Source organism: Enterococcus sp. S86.2 (assembly GCF_059834485.2).
Genome location: NZ_CM206813.1, coordinates 301,780 through 326,901, shown reverse-complemented (window position 1 = coordinate 326,901; position 25,122 = coordinate 301,780). Strand labels below are relative to the sequence as shown.

General features: G+C 37.7%; 16 protein-coding genes. 2 read left to right on the top strand and 14 right to left on the bottom strand.

Annotated features, from left to right (window positions below; translation table 11 throughout):
* Positions 1–90: 90 nt before the first annotated feature.
* The 11 genes from AC6R0T_RS01355 to AC6R0T_RS01305 form a co-directional block, all read right to left on the bottom strand.
* Complete coding sequence (locus AC6R0T_RS01355; protein WP_303753553.1) at positions 91–1,428, bottom strand: C40 family peptidase; 1,338 nt, start codon at positions 1,426–1,428, stop codon at positions 91–93.
* A gap of 188 nt (positions 1,429–1,616) precedes the next feature.
* Positions 1,617–2,126 (bottom strand): rod shape-determining protein MreD, encoded by a 510-nt coding sequence (gene mreD, locus AC6R0T_RS01350; protein ID WP_206902551.1) that lies wholly within the window; start codon positions 2,124–2,126, stop codon positions 1,617–1,619.
* Complete coding sequence (mreC, locus tag AC6R0T_RS01345) at positions 2,126–2,986, bottom strand: rod shape-determining protein MreC (protein ID WP_206902552.1); 861 nt, start codon at positions 2,984–2,986, stop codon at positions 2,126–2,128. Before mreC ends, mreD begins: the two co-directional genes overlap by 1 nt.
* 499 nt (positions 2,987–3,485) lie before the next feature.
* Positions 3,486–4,127, bottom strand: a complete 642-nt coding sequence (locus AC6R0T_RS01340; RefSeq protein ID WP_303753554.1) for a thiamine diphosphokinase — start codon at positions 4,125–4,127, stop codon at positions 3,486–3,488.
* Positions 4,124–4,777 carry a ribulose-phosphate 3-epimerase gene (gene rpe / locus AC6R0T_RS01335; protein WP_206902554.1) on the bottom strand — a complete coding sequence of 218 codons (654 nt, stop codon included), beginning with the start codon at positions 4,775–4,777 and terminating at the stop codon, positions 4,124–4,126. Before rpe ends, AC6R0T_RS01340 begins: the two co-directional genes overlap by 4 nt.
* A gap of 33 nt (positions 4,778–4,810) precedes the next feature.
* Positions 4,811–5,740 carry a ribosome small subunit-dependent GTPase A gene (gene rsgA / locus AC6R0T_RS01330; RefSeq protein ID WP_206902555.1) on the bottom strand — a complete coding sequence of 310 codons (930 nt, stop codon included), beginning with the start codon at positions 5,738–5,740 and terminating at the stop codon, positions 4,811–4,813.
* 189 nt (positions 5,741–5,929) lie between these two features.
* Complete coding sequence (locus AC6R0T_RS01325; protein ID WP_206902556.1) at positions 5,930–7,093, bottom strand: class C sortase; 1,164 nt, start codon at positions 7,091–7,093, stop codon at positions 5,930–5,932.
* Positions 7,090–8,328: a class C sortase gene (locus AC6R0T_RS01320; RefSeq protein WP_303753555.1), complete on the bottom strand. Its 1,239-nt coding sequence runs from the start codon at positions 8,326–8,328 to the stop codon at positions 7,090–7,092. The genes AC6R0T_RS01325 and AC6R0T_RS01320 overlap by 4 nt, the downstream gene beginning before the upstream one ends.
* Entirely contained in the window at positions 8,321–12,745 is a 4,425-nt protein-coding gene (locus AC6R0T_RS01315) for a SpaA isopeptide-forming pilin-related protein (RefSeq protein ID WP_303753556.1), read from the bottom strand. The genes AC6R0T_RS01320 and AC6R0T_RS01315 overlap by 8 nt, the downstream gene beginning before the upstream one ends.
* A 331-nt stretch (positions 12,746–13,076) precedes the next feature.
* Entirely contained in the window at positions 13,077–17,009 is a 3,933-nt protein-coding gene (locus tag AC6R0T_RS01310) for a SpaA isopeptide-forming pilin-related protein (protein WP_303753557.1), read from the bottom strand.
* A gap of 214 nt (positions 17,010–17,223) precedes the next feature.
* On the bottom strand, positions 17,224–18,585 hold the full coding sequence (locus tag AC6R0T_RS01305) for a pilin N-terminal domain-containing protein (protein ID WP_303753558.1): 1,362 nt from the start codon (positions 18,583–18,585) through the stop codon (positions 17,224–17,226).
* Between the two features lie 494 nt (positions 18,586–19,079).
* Here AC6R0T_RS01305 and AC6R0T_RS01300 point away from each other — a divergent pair, with 494 nt between their 5' ends.
* Both AC6R0T_RS01300 and AC6R0T_RS01295 read left to right on the top strand, forming a co-directional pair.
* The gene (locus AC6R0T_RS01300) at positions 19,080–19,832 is read left to right on the top strand and encodes a helix-turn-helix domain-containing protein (protein WP_303753559.1); all 753 of its coding nucleotides are present in this window, start codon (positions 19,080–19,082) and stop codon (positions 19,830–19,832) included.
* Positions 19,833–19,856: 24 nt separating this feature from the next.
* Entirely contained in the window at positions 19,857–20,657 is an 801-nt protein-coding gene (locus AC6R0T_RS01295; RefSeq protein ID WP_303753560.1) for a hypothetical protein, read from the top strand.
* A 66-nt stretch (positions 20,658–20,723) separates the two neighbouring features.
* Here the strand turns inward: AC6R0T_RS01295 and AC6R0T_RS01290 are convergent, their stop codons facing one another.
* From AC6R0T_RS01290 to AC6R0T_RS01280, 3 genes are all read right to left on the bottom strand, one after another.
* The gene (locus tag AC6R0T_RS01290) at positions 20,724–21,932 is read right to left on the bottom strand and encodes a pilin N-terminal domain-containing protein (RefSeq protein WP_303753561.1); all 1,209 of its coding nucleotides are present in this window, start codon (positions 21,930–21,932) and stop codon (positions 20,724–20,726) included.
* A 287-nt stretch (positions 21,933–22,219) separates the two neighbouring features.
* Positions 22,220–24,382, bottom strand: coding sequence for a Stk1 family PASTA domain-containing Ser/Thr kinase (gene pknB / locus AC6R0T_RS01285; protein ID WP_303753562.1), 2,163 nt, complete (start codon positions 24,380–24,382; stop codon positions 22,220–22,222).
* Complete coding sequence (locus tag AC6R0T_RS01280) at positions 24,375–25,118, bottom strand: Stp1/IreP family PP2C-type Ser/Thr phosphatase (RefSeq protein WP_206902563.1); 744 nt, start codon at positions 25,116–25,118, stop codon at positions 24,375–24,377. Before AC6R0T_RS01280 ends, pknB begins: the two co-directional genes overlap by 8 nt.
* Between the last annotated feature and the right edge of the window lie 4 nt (positions 25,119–25,122).

The following is a 25,122-nucleotide window of genomic DNA, read 5'->3' as shown; positions in this document are numbered from 1 at the left end:
AAATTTATATTTACTTTAGCACGCTTTTTACTGATTGACTACACTAAAAAACACGATCTCCAAATGAAGACCGTGTCAGAATTTCATTTATTACATGCGAACCGCAAATTGTGGTGCAAAGTAAGAAACAGAACTGATTGAAACAGATTGACCAGGTTGTGGTGCGTGAATATATTGTCCGCCACCCATTGCAATTGCAACGTGATGTGAGCTACCTGGTGAACCCCAGAAGTATAAATCACCTGGTTGTGCTTGACTTACAGGAATAATAGTACCAGCAGATTCTTGCGCTACTGTGTAAGTACCAATGTTACGGCCAGCTGCGTGTAAGTAAACGTAGCCAACAAAACCGGAACAGTCAAAACCTGAAGGATCTTTACCACCCCAAACATAAGGGACGCCGATAAATTGTTGTGCGTAACCAATCACACCGCCACCTGAAGGCGCTGGGATTTCTGGTTTTGGAATTTCTGGTTTAGGTGTTTCTGCAGCAGAACTACCACCATTATTATTATTGTTTGATGATTCAGTATTGCTATTGTTATTCGTACTTGATGAACCAGTTGAGCTTGAAGATGTATTCGAGTTGCTTGCTGAACCAGTTGAAGAACCATTACTTGCTGATGAGCTAGCTGAACTAGATTCTTCTGTTGTTGCGCTTTGCGCTACAGCATCTTGCGCTGCTTGTTCTTGTGCTTGTTTACGTGCAGCTTCCGTTTGTTTTTCTTGTTCGCGAATGCGCGCTTGTTCTGCTTCTGCTTCTTGTTTTTCTTTTTGCAAGCCAGCTTTTTGGCCTTCAGCAGTATTTTGTTGCAAAGCAAGGTCTGCTTTCATTGCATTTAAATCTGCTTGTTTGCCTTGAACGTCTGCTTTTTGAGTTTCAAGTTCGGCTTGGTTTGCTTGGATTTGGGCTAATTTTTTGTCGTTTTCAGCTTTTTTATCTTCAACGGCTTTTTTATCAGCTTTTTGTTGTTTTACTAAATCGTTGTTCGCTTTAACAATTGTTGTCATTGCTTGAACACGACCAATAGCATCTGTTAGAGAATCAGATTCTACAACTGCATCGATAAAGTTCGTGCTTTGGCCATTCACTTGGACGTCACGGGCTTGCTTTTTAATCGCTTCTTCCCGTTTTGCAATCCGAACTTTCAAGTCTGCAATTTCTTTTTGTAATTTTTGTGTGTCTTTATTTAATTTAACTTGGTCGTTAACCAAAGCTTCGGCTTTAGCTGTAATGGCTGCAACTTCGCTTTCAAGTGTATCGATTTGTGCTTGGGCGCTAGCTTGTTGCCCTTTTAAATCGTTGATTACTTTATCTTGATTTTCAATTTTTTGATCGATAGTATCTGCCGCGGCTACACTGGGAGCTGCAACTGCTGTAAGTGTTAATGAGCAAACTAACAATGCTGATAACAAACTCTTCTTCACTCTTCATTCCTCCGACTGGCTTACTTTGAATTTTTTCTTAATTATTCGGGAATTTTTTTAGACCTTTCCCGACGACATGAAAATTGTACCACAGCCATATGACATTAAGATAAACGAAATGTTACAAAAATGTTTCAAATGCACTTTTTTATATGACAAAGTTGTAAGCATAAAAAAACCTTCAAAAATTATTCGATAACAAATAATTTTTTGAAGGGAAAAATAAAAATTATGAATAAAAGCATATTGATTAACAAGGTCGGGCCTAAAAAACGACTGATAAAAAACGTATCACTTACATCAGCAAGTTTAAATAGCATTTGAATGCTCAGTGTCACCAGTTCAAATAAAGTAACAAAAATAATCATGCCAAAAAACATCGTGAAAACGTTACGATACAGCGTATCCGCTAAGGCATACATCAACCAGACACTCAGTGGCAAAGCCACCATGTAAATACCTAATACGCCGACATAATACATATCAAACAACATTCCCAATACTACTGAGGTAATTAACATGTAGCGTTTTGATAAAACCATGCAGCCACACATAAGTCCAAGGAGCAATAAATGCGCATTGGCAATGTAATAATTACGACTCCAATTTTCCAACAAGCGGGTAAACTGACCATCCAGCAGCATTAAGATGAAAAAAGTTGGGGCCGCATAGTATTTCACAGTATCTTTTTTTACCATTAGTCACTGTCACCTACCGCTCTTTTTACGACCGTGACAACAGACATATCGTATAAGTCCGCATAAGGTTTCACATAAACTTGCTTGTCTAGACCGTAATCGTCCGACTTAAATTCAACGACTGTTCCAACTGGTAAATCCGCCGGAGAATTTCCGCCTAAGCCTGAAGTTTGGACCACATCGCCAGCTTTTAATTTTTTCTCGCCGGTCAGTTGATTGACAATCATCGTCCCTGTTTTTTCATCATAATTTCGCAGTAGACCAAAAGTTTCGCCGTCTTTGCCGGAAATTCGAACAGGAAAATGATTGGAATTTTGATTCGCAGAAGTAAGTAATTCGACTTTTGCAGAAGCTAAGTTGACTTCAACAATCCGACCCACGAGACCTTTTTGTGACATAACTGCCATATTGACTTTCAAGCCGTCTTTTGACCCCTTATCAATGACCAGCATATCCTGCCAAGCATCCGGTGAGCGGGTAATGACGTTAGCCGAAACCTTTTCAAAATCTGTCAACGTCTCATTTAATTTCAATTCAGATTGTAGTTTTTTTATTTCTCGTTCTTGATTTTTAGTTTTTTGTGCCAATTCATCATAAGAATCGATTTTATTTTTTAACCGTTCATTTTCACTATAAGTCACAAATAAATTGTGCACATTACTAAAAGTATTTTCAACAAATTTAACTGGCGCACTAATAACGCGGTCAACAATTGCGACACTATCATTTGCAACAGACTGACCCAAGTTTGTTTTTTCGCTATTGGCTCTTCTAGCTGCCGTAATACTTATCACAGAAACCACCACGATGACTAAAATCAGCGTAATGATAATATTTTTATTCGGATTAAATTTCTTCACAAATACACCCCTCAAGAAAAAAGCCGGCACGGTTGCGTGCGACTGATAGTAATGATTTTACCACTAAAGTCTTTTAAACAAAAGGCAGGTATAGACTCTTAAGAGATTTTTTGTAAAATAATCATCTTCTTTACACAAATTGGATAAAGTAAAGCTTAGCGACTGTAATTTTATACCCGTCAAGTGCGATTTTTATCCAGCAGAAAAAATGAACGAGCTAGACCTATGTAAAAAAATAAGCCGGCCCTAAAAAATTGCTACGCGCATTTTAGGTATCCGACTTATTTTCATTAAAACACCTTGCAAACCTTGTGTAACACCCCTTTTAATAAGAGCGTTTTTTAAAGTTACAACGTGCAGCTTTCACTTTTACTAACAACTCCCCAGCTAGCACCACTAGAGAACTAGCCTGGTCTTCAAGTAAGAAACTGTTACAAAAAATTACTTCAAACAGCTTTTTTACTTAGTTTCTTTTTAGCTAAAGCTAAATTAGGTTTTACTAATCCCGACTTTGAATGACTGCTACAATGCCGCTGGCAAAACTGATTTCAGCTTCTTGGCCGATAAATTCATTACTAGCATATGACGTTGGCTGTAATACTTCTACCTGATTTAATGTGTATTTGCTTTTTGTTAACGTAAGTTTTGAAACAGGGGTTAAACAACAGTAAGCTAAATATTTTAGCCCCGGAATTTTTTTTACGCGATGTTTTCCCGCTGGCAAATAACTTAAGCAGTTTTTATTATCACGAATCGTAATTTGCTGCATAAAAGGTGTAAAGCGTGGTTCTACGCCTAGCCAAATATTAGCCAATAAATGATCAAGACGACCACCCGTTGCGCCGATTAACGTCACCTGGGCTAAAGGATATTTTGCAAAAATTGAAGCTAAGGCCAGTTGGGTATCGGTGTCATCTTTTTCAGCAATCGCCGACAGGATTTCCTGTGCTTTTTGTCCCACTAGGTCATGCTCTTTTTTACTTAAGGAATCAAAATCTCCTACTGCTAAAGCCACTTCTTTATTTTCTTCCAATAAAAAAAGTGCACCGCGATCAATCCCGACAAATAAATCAAAGGGCTTGACCATAATATCTGCTGGCCAAAGTTTAGGATCCCCACCTGCCACTAGTAAAATATTCATTTGGCCAAAGCTTCTTTCAAAGCGGCAATTCGTTTTTCTATATCGGGGGCATTGTAAATATAAGAACCGGCCACAAAAACATCTGCGCCAGCCGCTTTACAAATTTCTGCTGTTTCAGGCACAATTCCGCCATCTACTTCAATTTCGTAGTGATAGCCGAATTTTTCTTTTAAAGCTTTCAATTCTTTAACTTTTTCAACTGCTTCACTAATAAAGGCTTGGCCGCCAAAACCAGGATTTACAGTCATCACCAATACTAAATCAGCCATCTGCAATACGTGTTGAATAGCCACAACCGGAGTGCCCGGATTGATGGTTACCCCTGCTTTAACATTCTCATTTTTTATCATTTGCAACGCCCGATGAATATGCGGTGTTGCTTCTACGTGAACATTAATGATGTCTGCTCCTGCTTTAGCAAAGTCTAAGATATAATTTTCCGGATTTTCAATCATTAAATGACAGTCCAAAGGTAATTTCGTTACCGGACGAATCGCTGCAACGACAGCAGGGCCAATTGTAATATTGGGAACAAAGTGCCCGTCCATTACATCAACGTGAATGTAATCAACACCTGCTTTTTCAACGCGTTGAATATCTCTTGCTAAATTGGCAAAATCTGCACTTAAAATCGATGGTGCAATTTTCATAAAAACTCCTCCTGACAATTTTCAAATAAAAGGTTATTTATTTTTCTTATAGATTGGACGCCGTTTTTCAATCTCTGCTAAAAATTGCAAATAATTATCATAACGTACTGATGCAATTTCGCCTTGTTCTACGCGATGTTTGACTTCACAGCCGGGTTCATTGACATGCTGGCACTCGCGAAACTTACAAAAAGGGGCCGCAGCGACAAATTCTGGAAACATCCGAGGCAACTCATAGGCGGTAATATCTTGAAATTCCAATGAACTAAACCCAGGCGTATCTGCAACAAGACCGCCGTCGATTGGCAGTAATTCGACATGGCGCGTTGTATGTTTCCCCCGCCCCAAATAGTCCGAAATAGCAGCCGTAGCTAATTTTAAATCTGGTCGGATTTTATTTAATAAAGTCGATTTACCGGCACCTGATTGGCCCATGAAAACACTTAGTTTGTCTTTAAATAACTTTTTCAAGGCGGCTATATTTACTTTCTCATTTTCTGAGGCAATGACTTTATAGCCGATTTTTTCGTAAACCGCTTTAACATGCGCAAGCTGCTGTGTATCCTGCAATAAGTCTAACTTACTTAAATAAATGACCGGCTCAATCTCTTTGTATTCTAAATTGACCAAGAATCGATCTAATAAGTTATAAGAAAAAGCCGGTTCCACCATACTGATGACGACAATTCCCAAATCAACATTGGCTACTGGGGGACGCACTAATTCATTTTTACGTGGTAACAAATCCAAAATATAACCATCAGTTAAATTACTACTTTCAAATTCAACCCAATCTCCAACCAAGGGCGTCAATTTACGCTTGCGAAAATTCCCCCGTCCTCTTGTTTGATACGTGGTATCTTCTGCTACTACATAATAAAAGCCACTTAAAGCTTTTCTGATTTGACCTTTCACCCATTGTCCTCCTATAAAGTTCAAGACTATACTTCCATATTTTACCATAGTTTTGCTTTTACTTTCGTTTGAAAAATTTCTTTTGGTTTTTCTGAGCATTGCTTATCTGCTACTAAAAATTGAACCTTAATAAAAACTGGTTGTAACTAAGCGGCCTGGTAAAACCAGTTTATTTTTCTTTTTTATGGTGTACAAAACAGGCCTGTGATAAAAATTATCACAGACCTGTTTTTTGCTTTATTTACGAATGATTGGGTTGTCTGAATGCACTACCCAGCTTTTTTGTTTTGACTTTGGATAAAACTGGATTGCTTTTTGTCGCCAGCCTTTAACGCCAACTTTTAGCGATAAAGTGTTATCTGGACTGATTTCTTTTAAGGTGTACATAGCTCCTGGTAAATCTTGAAACGTCACCATTCCATCGGCGTTAGCCGTAGCTTTTAAGGTATCCCCATTGCGAATCACCGGTGCCTTGCCTTTTTTATTAAATAAAATATAGTGAGCTGTCGCAATTTTTTCTCCGGTATCGTCTTCTCTGACAAAGGTCAAATCAAAACGGCGCCGTTTTAAAATAAAGGCCTTAACCGCACGATACAATAAATAAAGCATCAGTAATACTAACAAAATTGTGCCGGCAATAATCAAAACATTTTTTTGTTCCCGCGCAGTATTCCCTTTTTCTACGGCCTTTTCCAATTTCTTAGTATAGGGCACGCGATGTCCGGTAACTAACAAACGGTGGGAATTAATCATATACGGCGTACAGGTAATCAACGTCGCTAGATCTTGTCCTGCTTCAATTTTCAAGGTGCTTGTTTCAGAAGGAAGCACCACTTCGATTTTATTGACTTCATAGGCCAATTTCTTTCCATAGACAGTTAACACAAATTGATCGCCCTTTTTTACTTTTTCTAAGTCTGTGAATAAAATTCTATCCGGCAAACCACTGTGGGCTGAAATAATCGTATGGGTATTTGCTCCTCCGGTGGGAAAAGATGTCCCTTGTAAAACTGTCGCGCCCCGATTTAAAAGAAAGTGATTGGTGGTATCAAACAATGGAATATCCACTTCAATTTTAGGAATGGCAATTCTACCAATCAAATGTTTTTGATAATATGCTTCGTCTTGCTTATCGCTAATCTCTTCTGCGAAAGGATCATTTCCTGGTGCGAACCCGCCCTTTGTTAATGCTTCGTTTTCTTTACGCTTTTTTTCCAATTCATCTTGCTTTGTCGCCAAATCTTTTTGAACTTGTTCCAATCGTTTTTCATCTAAAAAGTCATTTAACGCATTAATATAAAATGGATATAAAGCAATTAAGGATCCGATCGCAAACATTAAAATTATCATGATACTGCCAATGAGCCGTTTCACACTACCTTTAGGCGCTTTTTTCTTCATGGTTTGCTCCTTTGCCAATTCATTTGATAGTTGCGTTGTCTATTTTTACCAACTTTTTCCAACAGTCCTTTTTTCGTTTTTATCTTAAAACGACTGTCTTTCACACGACCAATTTTTGCTTTCAAATAGGGTTTATCGGTATCTTCCCAAACAATCCGATAAATATTTCCCGGAATTTGTTTAAACAAGACTTGCCCATTTTCATCACTTGTAACGGCTTTAGGAAAATCGCCTAGCGCACTTTCCAATTGCCGACTGCGATAATCTAGTAAACGAAAAGTTTTGCCTGCAACAGGCTGCTTATTTCCGTCAACGACTTGAAAAACTAAATCGTAACGATGTTTACGACTAGCAATCAGCACGAATTTACGCCAAACCCAATACAAGAAGACTCCTAATGTTAAGACAATGATCCCAATGTATTCAACCAGACGTCGCTTATGATATTCCTTTGCCTTTTGAATTTGTTTTGTCATTTCTTCTTCATAGGGAATACGACTTCCTGTGACTAATAAGCGATGAGAATTGATCATATACGGGGTACAAGTAACCAGCGTTACCAAATCTTGATTTGGCACAACTTTCAACATATCTAACTCATTTGGTAATACTGTTTCAATTTTTGTCACCTGATAAGCGAGTTTCTCGTTTAAAATTTCCAAATAAAATTTATCACCTTTTTTTAACTTATCTACATCCGTAAAGATCATTTTATCGGGCAGTCCCGTGTGACCCGTAATGACCGAATGTGTGCTTTTACCCCCAATTGGAAATGAACTGCCTTGTAAAATTGTTGCGCCTTTATCCAGTAATACATCATTGGTCGTGTCAAAAACAGGTAGACTAACATTGATTTTGGGAATGTAAATTGCTCCGACTGTGTGCTTGGCAAAATAGGCTCTTCCTGGCGAAGAATTGTCGCCTACACTTTCTTCAAAGGGATCTTCTACTACCCCCATGCCTGGAATACTCGTGCCTTGTTGCGCCATTTTGGCATTTTCTGCCGCTTTTTTTCTTTTTATCGCGGCGGCTTCTTTTTCATTTTTTTCCTGTAATTCTTTTTGATACGCTTCAATCCGCTGCTGATCAATATAATTGTTTAAAGAATCTACTACAAAAGGATACGAAAAAACACCTGCTCCGACTAAAAACAAAATAACCATCGTAAATTTCAGAGCTAAATTAATTTTTTCATCTTTGGACATTTTGTTTTTATTAGCCTTTTTTTTACTCATCTTTTCTGCTCCCTTTGTTATTTTTGTCCACGATTCGAATTGGTGTTTTCCCACAAACATAATAGATATCCGCGATATTTCGAATTGCAAAAATTGACGCTACTCCAACTGTGAAGAACTCGCGATTATGGCGATTTTCAGCTCTCGTGGCCGCAATCGGGTGATTTAAAATTTCAATCATAACTTGATTGTTTTGGCTACCGCCCTTTAATTTCACAAATGAGCGATCCTCCCCATTTACAAACCCGCCTAAATAATCCAAGTTGGTGTTGTCCCCATTGATTAAAACACTGCCAGTGTTGACAATGGACAACGTTATGGCACTCGCCATTTCTTGATAGCCTGCTGGTGCGCGTAACTCTTTTATCTGATAAATACCTGTTGGTAAGTCCTTCACCACAAATTGGGCTAATTCTGGTGATGCGACACCAGGGAGGTTATGGGAAATTTCTCCGGTTTGATTTGCCAAATGCATCCGCCCGCCAGTTAACGTATCTCCTTCATTATCTTTATAAATTATGGTCACATCAAAAGGCTTTAATTCGTTATAAATGATTACATCAATCACTTCATTACGGCCGGTCAACAAAAACTTATCTGCATTAATTGTGTCTATCTCAGCTGGATTAAAGGGAACTTTAAAATAATAGGGTTTTTCATTTAACAAAAATCCCGCAACTTTTATTTCATTAATTCGATATTCTCCCGCTGTTAAATTGTCTACTTTGGCAATTCCATGCTCGTTTGTCTTAATTTCAGTCGTAACGGTTTGCCAGCCGCTTGATGTTTTTTTCTCCAAGCGCAATTGCGAATTTTTAATTGGTGTGGCCGGCCCTTTAACCAAATTAGCAATGTTCAACGTATAACTCGTCTGCTTTTGGGCTTTATTCGGATTATGCAGACCCAATTCTCGCTGCACTTCTAGTGTTTCTTGTTCAGCTGCACTTACTCTTGTTTTACTACTAACCGCTTGACTGTCCCCTACTACTTTAGCCTTGTAACGAATGTAAAGAGGAAAATCAACTTTGCGATTCACATCGATGCGAAAGCCATTTTGATAGTTATCATCGGCATTTAGCCGAACATCAAATAAGCGTTCCTCATTGTTGACTTTTTTTCCGGGAAAATATTCTCCTTCAATAATTGTCGGATGAGACACTTCAATACTGGTTAAATCAATGACTTGATTTTCCACTGGGGCACCTTCAATTACTAGCTGCTCTAAGCTATCCCATTGGGCATTTACCAATATATCCCAGGTAACGGTATTGTCTTTTGCGTCATAAAAACCTTCATTACAAAACAGGCGATCTCTTTTTAACAAATATTCCGCTTCACTCTTTTGAAATTTGCGTCCGCCATATTCAAATGAAAAATCGCCAACGAAACTGTAACTTCCACTAGCTGTCTCTTGGTTTAAATCCGCACTTTGATCAAAGGTCGAAGAAACTTCTATCGCTAAGCCACAACACCCCAAGTCTTCATCTAAAATGATTTCCACTTCTTTGTAAAAAGTTTCCCCGCCTTGGGTTATGGGCTCTTTTTTTACAATATGATACTGCGATTTAGCTAATAAGGTTTTATTAGCATTGGCATAAATTCCTTTTGACTTGGCATTTTCATCTGGAATTAATTGATACACACGAATTTGGTTTAAATCTTTTTCGGTGAAGTAATGATACTCACTTTGATTTGCCTTGATTACCCGCTCTTTGTCTAAGGAAATGGTGTAGCTTTGCTCTTTTTTCAAATCGTAACGGCGGGTATTCGCAAAATAAATCCAGTCAATCTTACTACGACTTTCATTGTAGACTGCTTGGCTATCCATATTTTGTAAAAAACGCTCATCACTAATCGTGGAGATTCCGGTTGTTTTCACACTATGATTGGCTTGTGTTAGGGCAGCGTCAAGATACATATTATTTTTTTTCGCCGGCATCGCTTCAATATCGGCAATACCACCTGTCCTTGTTTGCAAATAGACCGTAATTTTTTGGGTTGCGGCCTTTACTTTTTCTGGCACGATAATCTGTAATCCCGCCCTCTTGCCTTCCCACGCACCCGTTGCGGAAGTCAGCTCTTTTTTATTGCTAACCTGCAACGTGTATTCGTCATCTTTTAAATAACGAGTAACACCGGCCGCATTGGTTGCTGTTACCACAACGCCTTTTTCATTCGTTAATCTTTCAATCTCAGCTGAGTCATAGGTCTTAGGCACATCGCCTTTTTTAAAATAAAAATTTTGGCCACGCTGTTCCAAGGTTAAGGCTAATTCGACCGGACCTTTTGCACGAATCGTCTTGGCTTCTACTTCCCACAACATCGTATTGTGCCAGCCACTAAAAGCGACTGGATTAACGGCGATTGCCATTTTTTTCTCACTAGTGGCCTCAGCTGCTAACCCTGTATTACTAAAAACTTTAGCCACGACTTTTTGTGCGTCTTTTTCTGTCGAGTTATAACAAATATAATACCGGCCATCGGTTAATTTTGCTTTTGGATCATTTTTCACAAAATCAAAAAAAGTAATTGTCACAGTCTGATCGTCAACTTTATCCACAGAATACAGGCGCTCATCTAATTTGCGGCCTTTAATTCCATCTTCATCAAAAATTTTAATCGAGTCGCTATCCAACTTCCCTGCATTCACCGTTAATGTGATTGTTTCAGTTCCTGGTGTGCCTGTGGTTGTCATTTTCCCGGTGCTTTGCGCATTTCGATAATAAGCAGCCCGCCATTCAAATGATTCTTCAGCTTGACTATCATTTACTAAATGCAGCCGATGCTCAGGTACTGCCAATGTTTTTTCACTCACTGCACTGCCTGCATTTTTAGAAGTCCCACTGACCCGATTTACCACATTTCGAGCTGCATGCATTTTACGCGTTACCGTTGTCGTCTTAATAACCAATTTAACAGCAACTTCTTCAACAAATTCGACTTGCGAGCGATTGGTTTTTTCATCTACGTGAACTAATTCATAGCGGGGAACGGCAACTTTTTGTCCACTTTCGTCGTACGCCGTAATATCAAACAGCGGCAGCTGTTTTTGCTTGAGGACTTCCTTTAACTTTTCGTTGGTAAAGAAAAAATCAAAGCCGTCGCCGCTACTGGTTTCATCATCTTTATAAGGCGGTGTTATGTCATCGCTTGTTAACGTCATACTATTAATTTTGGCATATTTTCCAGCCACTTTTTTTGGTGTAACGGTCGTCTCCCATACGATGGGCACGCCACCAAGTTGAGTATCATACACCAATGTCTGGTTTGGCGATGTTGTTTCTTCAATTTTAAAACTCAACTGTGTTGTTTTAATTTCTTGCTCTTTTTTAGCTGTAGCCGTTTGTGCCAATAATAAATTTGCATGACCACTATCATCTTCTAATTCAATGCCAGTTTCTAATACCAAAGGTAAAATTAAATTATCGATAAAAAATGCATTTTGATTTAATGTTACTTCCCAAATGTGTTCCTGACTGTCCATTTTGGCAGACTTAATTTTATAATAGCCGTAATTAACGTCCTTATTCTCCAAGCGAATCGGCTGTATCGTACTAGCTTGTTCTGGCAGTTTAAACCGTTTATCAATCCCAAATTGGAACGTGTAACTAAGTTGTAGTTCCTTACCCCTAGCAGCAGTCTGATTTTCTGCTTGCCCGATTGCCTGAGCGACAGCTGGATTGGCTATAAACTTTTTAATATCAATGATCTGCTCTAAATGCAGCTCGGTTCCTTCGTCAATGACAACATCTGGCACTGTGTTGTAATCTTGCCAGCTGCCGTTAGCAAAAACTTTTAATACACTTTCTGAAATAGGAGAAACTTTTTTGTTTTTTGGTAACAATGCATCCAGTGAGATGATTTCAATTTTATCAACTGGTGCAGCTTTCATCTCCAAAACTTTTCCCGCACTATGAAAATTGATTTCTTGTAATTGGCCATTATTTGCATTCAACCGCTGTCCCAGCAGACGAATTCCTAAACGATAAGTCGGCTTTGCAACTCTAATTTGCGTCCGAAAAACCATTTGATAGGTGGTTTTTTCCTTGACTTTATTTGCTGTCTTTTCAACCACGCCGATTTCTTTGGCACTATTGGTCGTACGACTAAACTTTTTTTCTGGAAATCGGGTGTTAGTAGCGGCCACTAAATTGTCATCCACATCCACCACTTGGATTCCCAATTTTGTTTCATCTTGAATCGCATTTTTGGTAAATTCAATTTGCCAATAAATACTATTTTCTTTTTGGTTAACCGTGTACTTGTAAGAAATGTCAACTTCTTCGGTGGCAATAAAACGCTTGTCCTGATATTGATAAATTTCATCTGCTTTGGCATTCACCCCAGCTAAGATAAATATATAAGGCACGAGTAATAGCATAACGGTAAACAATGATAAGTATTTGCCCTTCTTCATTAGCCTGTTCCTTTCTGCCTAAACAAAATTTCAACAATTTACTTTGAAATCACTTATATTTAAAATTAGTTTTATAGTCTAATTTTATCAAAAACTTATCTTTTAATCAAAATATAATATTACACAATTCAAATCGCATTTATCGTGCACTAAAGTATTTCAAACAGTTAAATAACAGGATTATTAATGAAATTTTTGGATTAGAATACGCTATTTTTTTTTTATTTCAAAATAATCTTGCGATTATTTTTATCAGTTGTCTTAAAAATAAAATGATTTGCAACGCAAAAGAGTTGATTAGGCAAAATGCTAATCAACTCTTTTCTCATTTTTACTTCACTTGTTTGTTACGATACCAGTAATAACCGCCAATTAGACCACCAATTAGCAAAATAACTAGTGCCAATTGCATGAACTTTACGATTCCACTTCCCCCAGTAGAAGGCAGGTCTCCTACATCTAGTTCATTATGAACCAAGAAGTACATTTTCTCACTTTCACCATAATTCACGGTAAACGTATTGTTTATTGGTTTACTTTTCGCGTCCAAATAGCGAACGTGATACCCAGTTGTCGTTTCGACAAGTTGATATTCTTTGCCATCTGCTAAAATTTTTGTCCAATCGGTAATGGTATTTCTTGCTGGTGTTGTATCAGTGAAGCGAATTTTTGTTTTAATATCTTTTGCAGAAATACTGACACTACCATAAGCGACTGGTTTATTTGTGTCCAAAGCTTGAATTTCAAATTCAAATTCTTTACCACCATTAGGAAGCGGCACATTACCTGTGAGTTTTTTCTCAGCTTCAAACTCAAAAATGTCTTCTTTGGTATTCTCTGCTGTAAAATTAATCGTAATATCTTCATTATATTGAGCCGGAACATCAAAAGAATTCCCTTGAGATTCATCAGAGTTGCCGCGGATAGTATAAACAACTTTATACCCTTCACTATTTGTTTCCACAATATAATAGCTACCCTCACCTAACAGCGCTGTCCATTGATCTTTAGTCGTAATTTCAGCATTATTATTGTTAGGGTCTGTGAAAACGATTGGAGCAGGATTATTTTTCTCAGAGACAATAGCTTCTCCATTTGCGATTAAAGGATCGGTTGTTGCTTGTTTATTACCATCTTGTTTGCGTAATTCAAAGTTGAAAGTTTTGCTTTCTTCTAAATTTTCTCCTGTTACCTTTTTACTACCTGTCAAATTAATTTTTGGTGATTCTTTATCTTTGCTGTTTTTGACGACAAGTCCAATATTATTAACAGCCCCAGCAACGAATTTGATTTCATCCGTAGCAACATCATTCACATTGTAACTGGCGTTATAACCTTGTTTTTCCGTTTCAACAATCACATATGTCTTGTCTGGATTCACAATTGCAAACCAATCATTACCACTGATGCTAATTTGATAGTTTTCATCCTTATAAAATTTAATAGTCGCTGTTTTTTCACCTTTTTTGACCTCTGCTTTACCAAAGGCCAAGATATTATCTGTCAATTTTTCTTTGATTTCAAATTTAAAGGTTTTATCTGCTGCAACTGCTTCTGAAACTTCTTTTTTGCCTTTGATGGTAAATTCATCTTCATAATTTGTTACTAAAAAGTTGATATGAACGGCCTTATCTTTGGCAAAATTAGCAGTAAATTTATTATTCCCTTCACCGCCGTAACCTGAATATTTCACATTGTAACCATGAGTTGAAGTTTCCACTAATTGATAATTTGCGCCATCTTCAAGTATTTTTCCCCAGTCGCTATCGCCAATTTCATTTTTTTCGCTATCACGATCACCTGCTGAAGGGTAAAACTTGATAACTTTTTCAGTGTTGCTCCCGTCATTTTTAGTGTAAGTTACTTTACCGTAAGCAGCTGTGGCAGTTGCTTTACCCTCCACAATTTTTTGAACTTCAAACAAGAAATTCGTTTCTTTGTCGACAGTATCTTTTAATAATTTTTTAGCGCCAAACTTAAACTCCGCTTGTGCTTTTACATTATAGACAGGGTGATAGGTTGTGGTAGTCGCTGTACCAGGCGTAACCTTAAAATAAATTTTATCCGTATAAGCCGGATAAGACTGCCCATTTTTATCTTTTGGTGGGGTAATCTCAACAAAGTAATATTGATACCCTTGTGAAAGACCGCTAACTGTTAGGCGCCCCTGCGCATCCGTCTTATATGGCTGACCGTCTGGATTTATTTTGACATGTTTATCTTGCTCAATTACATATAAATCAAATTCCGCCCCGCCCAGATATTCATCTTCAACAGGATCTTGTTTAATAATCGTCACACTACCCTTAGGTTTATAATCCCATTTATGGGTTTCTGTTCCCCCATTCCACTCTGAGAAAATCAAATTTCCTTCAACTGTTGTACTCGCTTTGCCTGTGGCACCTGGGGCAACGATAGCACCTTGGATAATTGCACCAATATTAATGTTTTCTTTATATAAAGCGTCACTACCTGCTGAATAGAAATTATACAGCACAGGGCTTTTTGTAAAGACAGAATGCTCTCCTGTATTAATCTTTTGACCATCAGAATCTTGGAGCTCGATTTCTTGTTTATAATTAAAATTTTTGGTACCTGCCGGAATTTCCACATTAAAGTAGACGTTGCGCACTTTCCCCGAGTGATCGGGCTCTAATCCTTTAATGGTTAATTTACGTTGAACCTCATGGGCACTTGGCGCGATTTTAATCACGATAGACTCCATATTGTCGTAGGGTGCTTTGGTTAAATCAATCTTTTGTTCATGAATCTGATTATTATTATCCGTAAAGAAAGCTTTATCAACAACAATGTCTGGCTCCCAAGTGGCAATATCTCTATTTAGATTTTCTAAATAAGTAAATTCCTCCTCAAAATTGATGTAAGGTATAGAACTTTCCCGCTCAAAACTTATATTACCGCTAAAATCAACCTTCCTATTATTTAAATATATTTCATTTGCATTCTTACGATAAGAAATACCTGACCCCAGTACAAATTTAGCCGGTGCTTGTGGCGAAGATTTGTTAATACCATTAAAGCCATCTCCCAGCTCTCCGGCATAAAAAAGTTCATTTGCCGAACCCGCTCCCGTATTCGTTCTTACATTAGCGATTGGAGCGGCGAAATTTCCATTCAAATGTTGACCTAAATCAATTTTTTTTGCAAAGACATGGAACAAGCCCGCTGCTCGTAACGTTGTCAATCGTGCGGAGGGTTCATCATCATAAACCGTCTTAGCATAGGACAATCCATCTGCTGATGTTGGAGAATTTTCTGCTCCTATTTGTCTTGTGGAAGTCGTTTGTGAGCTGTTGCTACCAGCACCTCCACTTGCTTGAGTCTCTTCTGCTGTCACCACTTGTTTATCCAACAGTTGCGTTTCTTTTTTAGCTTCATCCACTAACCAGACAGATATTTTCATCTGCTTTGTATCTGTTCCAAATTCTGCTGTGAAATTACTCGTTGGGTTAGCGTTTTTCTCTTCGCGATAATTTCCTTTATCTTCTGTCACGTTATCCTTTGAGATATTGGCTTTGTTATTCGGATTTAAAATTTGGTATCTGATTTTATATTTTTGATTTTCTGAAAAAGCTTTAGTAAAAGTAACTTGCCAGTCTGCTTTTGCGCCATTATCTTTTAACGTATTCGTATAGCTGACTTTTAGTCCTTTAATCTGAATCAGAGTTTGTTTATCATTAGCATCTCTTAAATCAGTCAAATCCAATTCATCTTTTTTCGGCACAAAAATTAGTTCTTTTTTTGCTTGCTCTTTTTCACTAAGCAAAGGATTTTCTACAACTTGTCCCGAAGATTGCGCCGTTTCATTTTCACCTGTTGCCGCAGGTGTTTCTGCTACTAAACGCGTTGCTAAATAGTAACGTTTCCCCGCTGTAATAGGGATTTTGAACGTTCCTTCTTCTTTCAATTGTTGTTCAGAGTACCAACCTTCTGGTGTTTTACCAAAATCAGTGGCCGCTTCTAAGTCAATATTTTTGTTTTCCTCATCGGCTACTAAAAAATGGAGGCGTAAAGTTTCATCTGGTTGATGCGGCCGTTTTTGATACTTGATTTGAATATACGGCCCCGTTTCATTTTCTTGCAGTGTTTGCGTCAACAAAAGATTATCATTTTTGATCACGTCTTCTGTTTCATCATTACTGGCAGATGTTTTCCAGATAGACGATGCCGACAACAAGCCTTCAAGAAACGGTGATAGCATTAATACTATGATTAATAATGCAGTAATTTTCTTTTTCATCATTCATAACTCCTTTTAATAAATCGTTTTACTTACCAGAAAAAACAAGCGTTATTCATGATGAAATGAAAAAAGGCAGTAGATTTAACAAATTTCTTCGTCTCACTGTATGCCTCATTACGTTCAACTATCTTATTTTATCGCTGAAATCAAAACGAGATTACTTAACCTGAAATATTCTTTTTACTATTTTTATAACCATACTAGCTCACTAAATTTAGTTATCTTCATTTTTTTTGCGCCACAAGAAAATTGCACCAATAAGAATAATTACTCCAATCACTGAAAATGCAGCTTTTCCTTCATTTGTTCGCGGTAACATTCGGCGGGTGGTTGCTTTAACTGCCGCAACTAACTGACCAAGTGTTTGTGGTAAACGTAGTCTGTTTGAAGTTTCTTGCTGGGAGTGAACTGCTTCATTTTGCGTATTGTAGACACGCGGCATTTGCTTTTGCTGCGCAGCTTCCGGCACAATACCCGTGATAAGTTCTTCCATTTTTTGGCCGTTAATCGTTACTGCTTCTTCCCAAGTTGCTGGAATGACGACCTCCACTTTTCTCGCTTCCGCGGTAATTTCATAGCCGTTTGCTGCCTGAACTTCTTCAAAATAAAAAGTTCCTGAAGGTAAAAAGCGTTCCCCGGTATTAACTAAGCCCGTTTCATCTGAAATAAATTTGTTTACCCGTTCATCGTTTAAGGGGTCTTCAGATTCTACCCATTTATTTTTCAGATCCGTTGTGGGACTCATGTCCAAATAAAGCCGTTTCCCGCTTTCTTCCCGATATAAAACAAATGTTGCTCCCGCTAGCGCACCTAGATTTTCACCGCTTCGGTTTTGACCAAATTTATAAAAGTATGGATCACGAACATAGCCGACATTTTTGGGATACAGATGGATTTCTGTTAACTCTTCATTATTTGCCATCACAGGTAATGTCACCAAAATCGGCTTAGCAAATTTTTCCAAGTCAACATTTAATTCTTTTGTTTCAGATACCGCTGTTTCCACAATTAAATAGGCTTTAAAGGTATCGCCTTCTTTACGTGGCAAATTAGTAAAACGTGCTATTCCCGCTTGCTTTGAAGCGGGATTATCTTTTGTGATCACATCATTTTTGGTTACTACTGTCTTACTGTTGGCAATGCTCATTTGTGGTAATTGCGCGTTTTCAGCAATCTTAATGGCATTACTTCTTGTCATGCGAGAAAAGACTTGTACGATATCTCTTGCATCCTGAATCTCACTGTCGTGGTAATACTTTTTAAAGGTTGATACATCCACTAATTTTGTCGCATCCCATATTTTATACTGGGCGCCGTTTAGCGGAACTGAATTTTCTAATAATGTATTATCCTGACTTTGACCGTCTTCCTTTTCTTTATCGATAGGAAGTCCGTCATTATCATAAAACCAAGAATCCAAATTTTCATTAGCTCGCCAACGCACATCCCGAAAAATTCGTTTGTGCAAGACGATATCGATCGCCTCACCCGCTGCGTCAGCTGATTTTCCAGCAAAAAAAGCTGAACATAAACCGACCATAAATAATGGTAGTAATAAAAATATTATTTTTTTCATATAACCCCTCCACTTAACCATCTACTTATAAATAAGTTTAAGCAATGGAGTGTGCCTCTATTGTACACACTCTGATTGATTTTCTCACTTTACTCATACTTTTCTTTTCTTCAAAAAAAGAATAGAAACGATCGTTATTTAACTTTGCAGAATTAGCGATCTAATTTGAAAAAAGTTCCTTTCCTCCATTATTTAATCTTTTTTACTTAGCAAATTTATTAAAAACATAAAGATTATTTGTTAAAATTGATTTAGATGTAATGATTCTCCAACCAAAAAAGCTTTTACAATCTTCAAATAAATCACTTAAATAAGAATATCATCTAATCTTTTTTTAATCAACAAACAACTCACCTAGTTTAAAGCAAGCTATAAACGCCATTTTAAAAGCTTTCCCAAATAACAAAATAACAAATCTATATATAAATATTTTAATTTTAACAATATCATGATAAAATAAAAATTAGATAAGTATTCTTTAAGGAGGTGGAATAATGTTACTAAGCCCATTAATTTTAGATGACGCCGCCAGACAGAAAATCAGCGTGATGGAGTTTTTTTCAGATAAGGAAGCAGGCACCTACTCGATAAATTATCTTTGCTCTGAACTAAATTTGTCCTATACAACCTTAAGCACCCTGACACAAGAAATTCATGAGAATTTATTAGAACTTGCAGGGAAGCCCTTTTTAACTGCTAACGGTAAAATATTATGGCACCCGGCAGACTATCATCACAACGAATACATTCAATATCTCGTTCGGACTTCTATTCCGTATAATTTCATCTTGTATTCCTTAATCAAACCTGAAGCAACTTTTGAAAATTTTTGTGAAGATTTTTACTTGAGTCAATCAACGATTTTACGGAAATTACGTCCTTTGAAAAAGTATTTAAATTCTTTTAGAATTCGCCTACTAGCTTCTAAAATGAAGATTGACGGAAATGAAGCGATGCTACGGATGTTTTATACCACCTATTTGTGGGCGGGAAATTTAGGAAAAGATATCCATCAGAGTGAATTCGATTTTTGTGACGAACGTAAGATTATGCGGGAGCTTCATTTTGATAAAGCGAATTTCATGCACCCACGGGAAATATTTCTGCGCCTTTGCGTTAATCGTTTGCGGGCAGAACAAGGTTACAAACTGGAGTTACCTAAATTTCAAACGTTGCCTTTTAGTGAGTTCTTGCCATCGTTGACAACTTATTGTGAAAAATTCATCACCGATCCACAGCAGGCATAATTACAAGGTCGTTTTATTTCCTACATGTTGTATTTCACGCCTTTTTATATCAACATCAACGACTTTCGAATCAAAGAACTTAACGAATATTACGAAGAACTAAAGGAAGCGGGAAATAGTTTAATCGACTTAATTGAAGAGTATGAACAATACTTCTTTACCGAATTAGTCCCTGAAACAACGCCTGATTATGAAGAGTCCTTTCTATTACATATCAACTTATTCGTGACCTTAATGAATTATGTCATTCATCAAGGTGATTCTCCTTTAATTATGGATATTACGCGTCATGAACACGCCCATGAACATGATGCCTATCTTGAATTATTAAAGCGAAATGGTGATTTTTTCCGTCGCATCTGCCGTCGTAAAAACTTTGCCTGGCTTGCGGATTGTTGTGATGATTTAGTAGAAGATGTGACCTATAATATTTTGCCGACCTTCAAAAACTGTTACGACAACCAAACACTAAATGTCGGTATTTTAACAATTCCTGATTACTTTATTATGCAAACCGTCAAAGAAGTTTTAAATCAGTTTGGCTTTGTTCAAGTTTATTTTACGAACTTTGATGATCCTAATATTGATTTTTTCATCAGTACCTTTGACGTTCTTTTACCTGATAATTTAGCAAAGCCAAATTTCATTGTTGAATTAATCGAAGATAGCAATTATGAAAAAGAACTTTTTGCCCAACTTTGGCACGCTTATCGTCAAAAAACATTACAGCAATCTAAGCTGCAAAGAAAAAACTGTCAGCAACTATCTTCTTTAAACGATGAATGCGACAAAGCAATGTCTAAAGATATCGATGCTGCCAATTAAAGCAATAAAAGCCAAACCTGATCGAGTGATTTCGGTCAGGTTTGGCTTTTATTTAGGGTTACTTATTTATTTGGTTTTATCTTTATAAAATTTACGTATGGAAAATCCAAACAACAGCAGTAAAAATAGTACAATCAACATAATCTCAAAACCTAGTTCGCCTTTTTTAAACTTTTCAGGCAACTGCTTTGTAGCCAAGACTACATTATTCAGACTAAAACCTTGGACTCTATTTTTTGCCCGTTGAACGTGCAGCACTTTAGGCGTCGCCTTTTGTAATACAATTTCTGGTACTTTACCATCTCGCATTTCGCAAATTCCTACGCCATTAACAGTGGCTGGGAAAAAATCCCCTTTTAAATCCGTCCAGGATGTTGGAATGAAGACTTCGACATCGCTGATTTGCACATTTTTATCAAAACCTGGAACTGCTTTAATTTCTTGAAAATAATAAGTTCCTGGTGGTAAGTTGCGATGATTCGTAGTAATTAATCCTTCTTCATCGGATACAAAGTGTTCTAGACGCTTATCATTTCTAGGTTGCTCAGAAAATGTCCAGGAATACCACGTATCACTGCCATCATTTTTTTCCAAGTAAAGTCTTTTCGCTTCATCATTAAGTTTATATAACACATACTCCACACCAGCTAAAGGCATTTCACCGGTGCCCCTCATTTTGCCATAATTGAAAAAATAAGGATGTCGTGAATAGTATACTGTTTCCAAATACAAATCTACTTCATTTTCAGGATATTCTTTGGGATCAAATACGGTAGGAACCACACTTTGCTCTTGCACCCCGTTAATTTCTGAATTCGGCTCTGCTTTGACTTCTAAGATTAAATACAAAGGATCTTTTGCTTGCTGTCGGGGAAGATTCACGGTCGCAACGCCAGCTTGTTTTGTCTTTTTGTCATAAGTCGTTTGTGCTTTTGCAACAATCTTATATTTTTTGGCTACCTCAAAAACATCGCGACGTGTCGCATCTTTCCAATCTGCTAATACAATTTTTTTAGGTTTTGCTTTTGCATCGAGGGGTTGGGTTAAATCATAAATGATAAAGTTAGCCCCATCTTGTGGCAATGTTTGACTAAGAAAGGCTCTCTTTTCATCTGCTACCTTCAAATCATAGGTTATCTTATTTTCAATATCGAAAAAAATGCGCTTATGCAGACGCAATGTAATTTCTTCTGTTGCAAAGGTTGGCCTTGCTACTGCAAAACAACCGAGAAAAATAACAATCGTAAAAACAAGTAGTTCAATCTGGCGTTTCATCTTCTCACCACCTAATATTAAAATATCCTCATTTAAAGTATAGCATATTTTTAAGCAACGTCCATTTCGGCACAAACTTTTTTCAAAAAGTAAGCAAGAATCGATTAGCTGCCAATTCGTAATTGAAATAAAAAAGCTCGTGCTTCATAACAAATAAAAAGCACCAAAAAACGCGAGAAAATTTCTATCAATTAGCTTTTTCGTATCAAAACTTTTTTACAAAAAAACTAGGACAAAAGCAAATGGCTTTGTCCTAGTTTTTCATCTTCTTTTAAATGAGTGATTAATTAAGGCACTTCAATATCGCCAGCTCCACTAACAGCTTGGCTGTTTTCATGACCGTTGTCTCTTTGGAAATAAAAAGTAGCACTTTCACCTTTTTTGACCGTGACATCAATCGCTTCTTTATGGGTATCATTTGGTGCTAAGGTAAAGTCAGCGACTTGCTTTTTCGTACCATTAGCATCCGTTAAAAAGACCTTCACTTGTTGATTTTTGGAGTCGGTGCCTGTGTAACTTGCCGATAAGTTCACTTTAAACGTCTCTGGCGCATCACTTTTATCTGGTCCTTTTGAGAGAATCACTTTGACTGTATCGCCAATTTTTACCGTCTGCCCCGCCCCCGGTTCAGTTCTAATAACCTGATCTTTGGCAATAGTATCCGAAAATTCTTCAGCTTTCTCATAGTCCAAGCCATAATCTTTCAACGTATTTTGGGCCTCTACGTCAGACTTGCCGGCTAAGTCAGGTAACGTAATTTTGTCTGTCCCAAGGCTTACTGTCAGTATAATCTGGGTTTTATCTGGAATAGCTTCTTGACCATCTTTGGGTGTTTGGGCGATAACTTGATTTGCAGGTGCTGTATCGCTGTAAGTTTCTTCTTTTTTAATTTGGGATTCCTTAATCCCTTTTTCCATCAAATCATTTACAGCTTCGTTGTACGTGTAACCACTATAATCGATCAATGCTACCGGTTTAACACCACGGCTAACTGTTAAAACAACTTTTTGAGATTCTGGTGAAACTTTTTCTCCCTCAGTTGGATCTTGGGAAATAATTTTGCCTTCTAGAACCGTATCACTGTACTCATCTTTACGGCTAATATTACTTTCTTGGAAGCCAAGATTTTTTAATATCCGTAAAGCATCATCGTAGTTTTCTTCTGTAACATCTTTCATATCGATTTTTTCTTGGCCGATACTTTCGTAAATCGTGATCTCTGTTTTTTCTTTGACGACATTGCCAATTGCCGGATCTGTTTTTACTACTCGATCGGCTTCCACCGTTTCACTGGGGATTTTTTCTACCTTGCCAGGTTTTAAACCGACTTGTTGCAGTTTTTCTTTTGCTGCGGCTACCGTCATCTCACTAACATCTGGCACAGTTACTTCACTTTTACCACCAGAAAAGAAGGCATAAGCTAAGCCGCCACATAATAAAACAAATAAAAGTATCGGAACTAGCCACCATTTACGTTTTTTCTTTGGTTTCTTTACTTGAGCTTCCTCTTGTGGTTGTGATTTTTCTTGGGGTGGCGTTTGGGTAATTAATTCTTCTGGAATCGGCGTTAGTGCTTTCGTTGCATCATCCATTGCATGAGGTTGCCACCGTGGTTCATTTAAACGCTCCGGATTTAAGACTGTCGCCAAGTCTTCTCGCATTTCATCTGCAGTTTTATAGCGATCGGCAGGATTTTTAGCCGTTGCATGTAAAACGACATTTTCCAATGATTGTGGCAAGTTATGATCAAATGTCCGAATCGAAGGCATTTCTTCTTGAAAATGTTTTAAAGCAATCGTTACGGCTGACTCTCCGTCAAAAGGCACCCGGCCGGTTAACATTTCATATAAAATAATTCCAATAGCGTAAATGTCTGACTGGTTGGTCGCCATGCTGCCACGAGCTTGCTCTGGTGATAAATAATGAACAGAGCCTAGCATTGTATTGGTTTGGGTAATCGACGTTTCCGTTAAAGCAATGGCAATTCCAAAGTCAGCAATTTTCACCACGCCGTCTTCATTAATCAAAATATTTTGCGGTTTTAAATCCCGATGAATAATGCGATGTTGATGGGCCAGCGCAATAGCACTTAAAATTTGCTGCATAATCTCAACAACAGTGAGATAGGGAATAGGATAATTTTTTTTGATATATTGTTTCAAATCCATCCCTTTAACGTATTCCATCACTAAATACTGCATCCCGTCTTCTTCTCCCACATCGTAAACTGTCACGATATTCGGGTGAACAAGTTCTGTTGACGCTAGCGCTTCTCTTTGAAAGCGGCGAATCGCATCTTGATCGTTTTGGAAGTCAAAGCGTAAAATTTTAATCGCCACTTCGCGATCCAAAATCAAATCTTGGGCTAAAAAGACATTCGCCATACCACCGCTACCGATATTACCAATTATTAAATAGCGGCCACTTAGTTTTTTACCAATTTCAATCATGAGCACTGCCCCCAATTTCAATTAGTAAAACGGTAATATTATCCGCACCACCGGCGTCATTGGCCCCAGAAATTAATTTGGCCACTTTTTCATCCAGTGTAATGGGTTCATCAATAATCCATTTAATAACATCATCTGCTAGCATATTGGTTAAGCCATCTGAAGCAAGTAACAGATAATCGCCAGCTTTGTAAAAATGACTGGCAATATCTACTTCCACTGATCCTGGCATCCCGACAGAGCGGGTCAACACATTACGTCTAGGATGCGTTGCTGCCATTTCCTTTGTGATTTCACCAGAGCGCACCAACTCATTTACTAGAGAGTGATCTTCTGTCAGTTGGGTAATTTCGTGGTCCCGGACTAAATACATGCGGCTATCGCCAACATGTGCTAGCGCGAATTCCTCTTCAAAAACCGCCACACAAACAATTGTAGTCCCCATACCCTGCAGCTCTATTTTTTCTTGGCCTAAATTATAAACAGCCTCGTTAGCATTTTGAATTGCCGCAACAAACCATGAACAAGCTTTTTCTGGCGAAGTGAGGGTGGTTTCTTGCCATTTTTCCCCCATACCTTCCACCGCCATTTTACTCGCCACATCTCCGGCTTGGTGTCCTCCCATGCCATCAGCTAAAATGGCTAAAGTAATACCGGCTTTATTTTTAAAAATAGCTACATAGTCTTGATTGCTATTACGCTTTTTGCCTACATCCGTTTGAAAACTAATCTGCATCTTG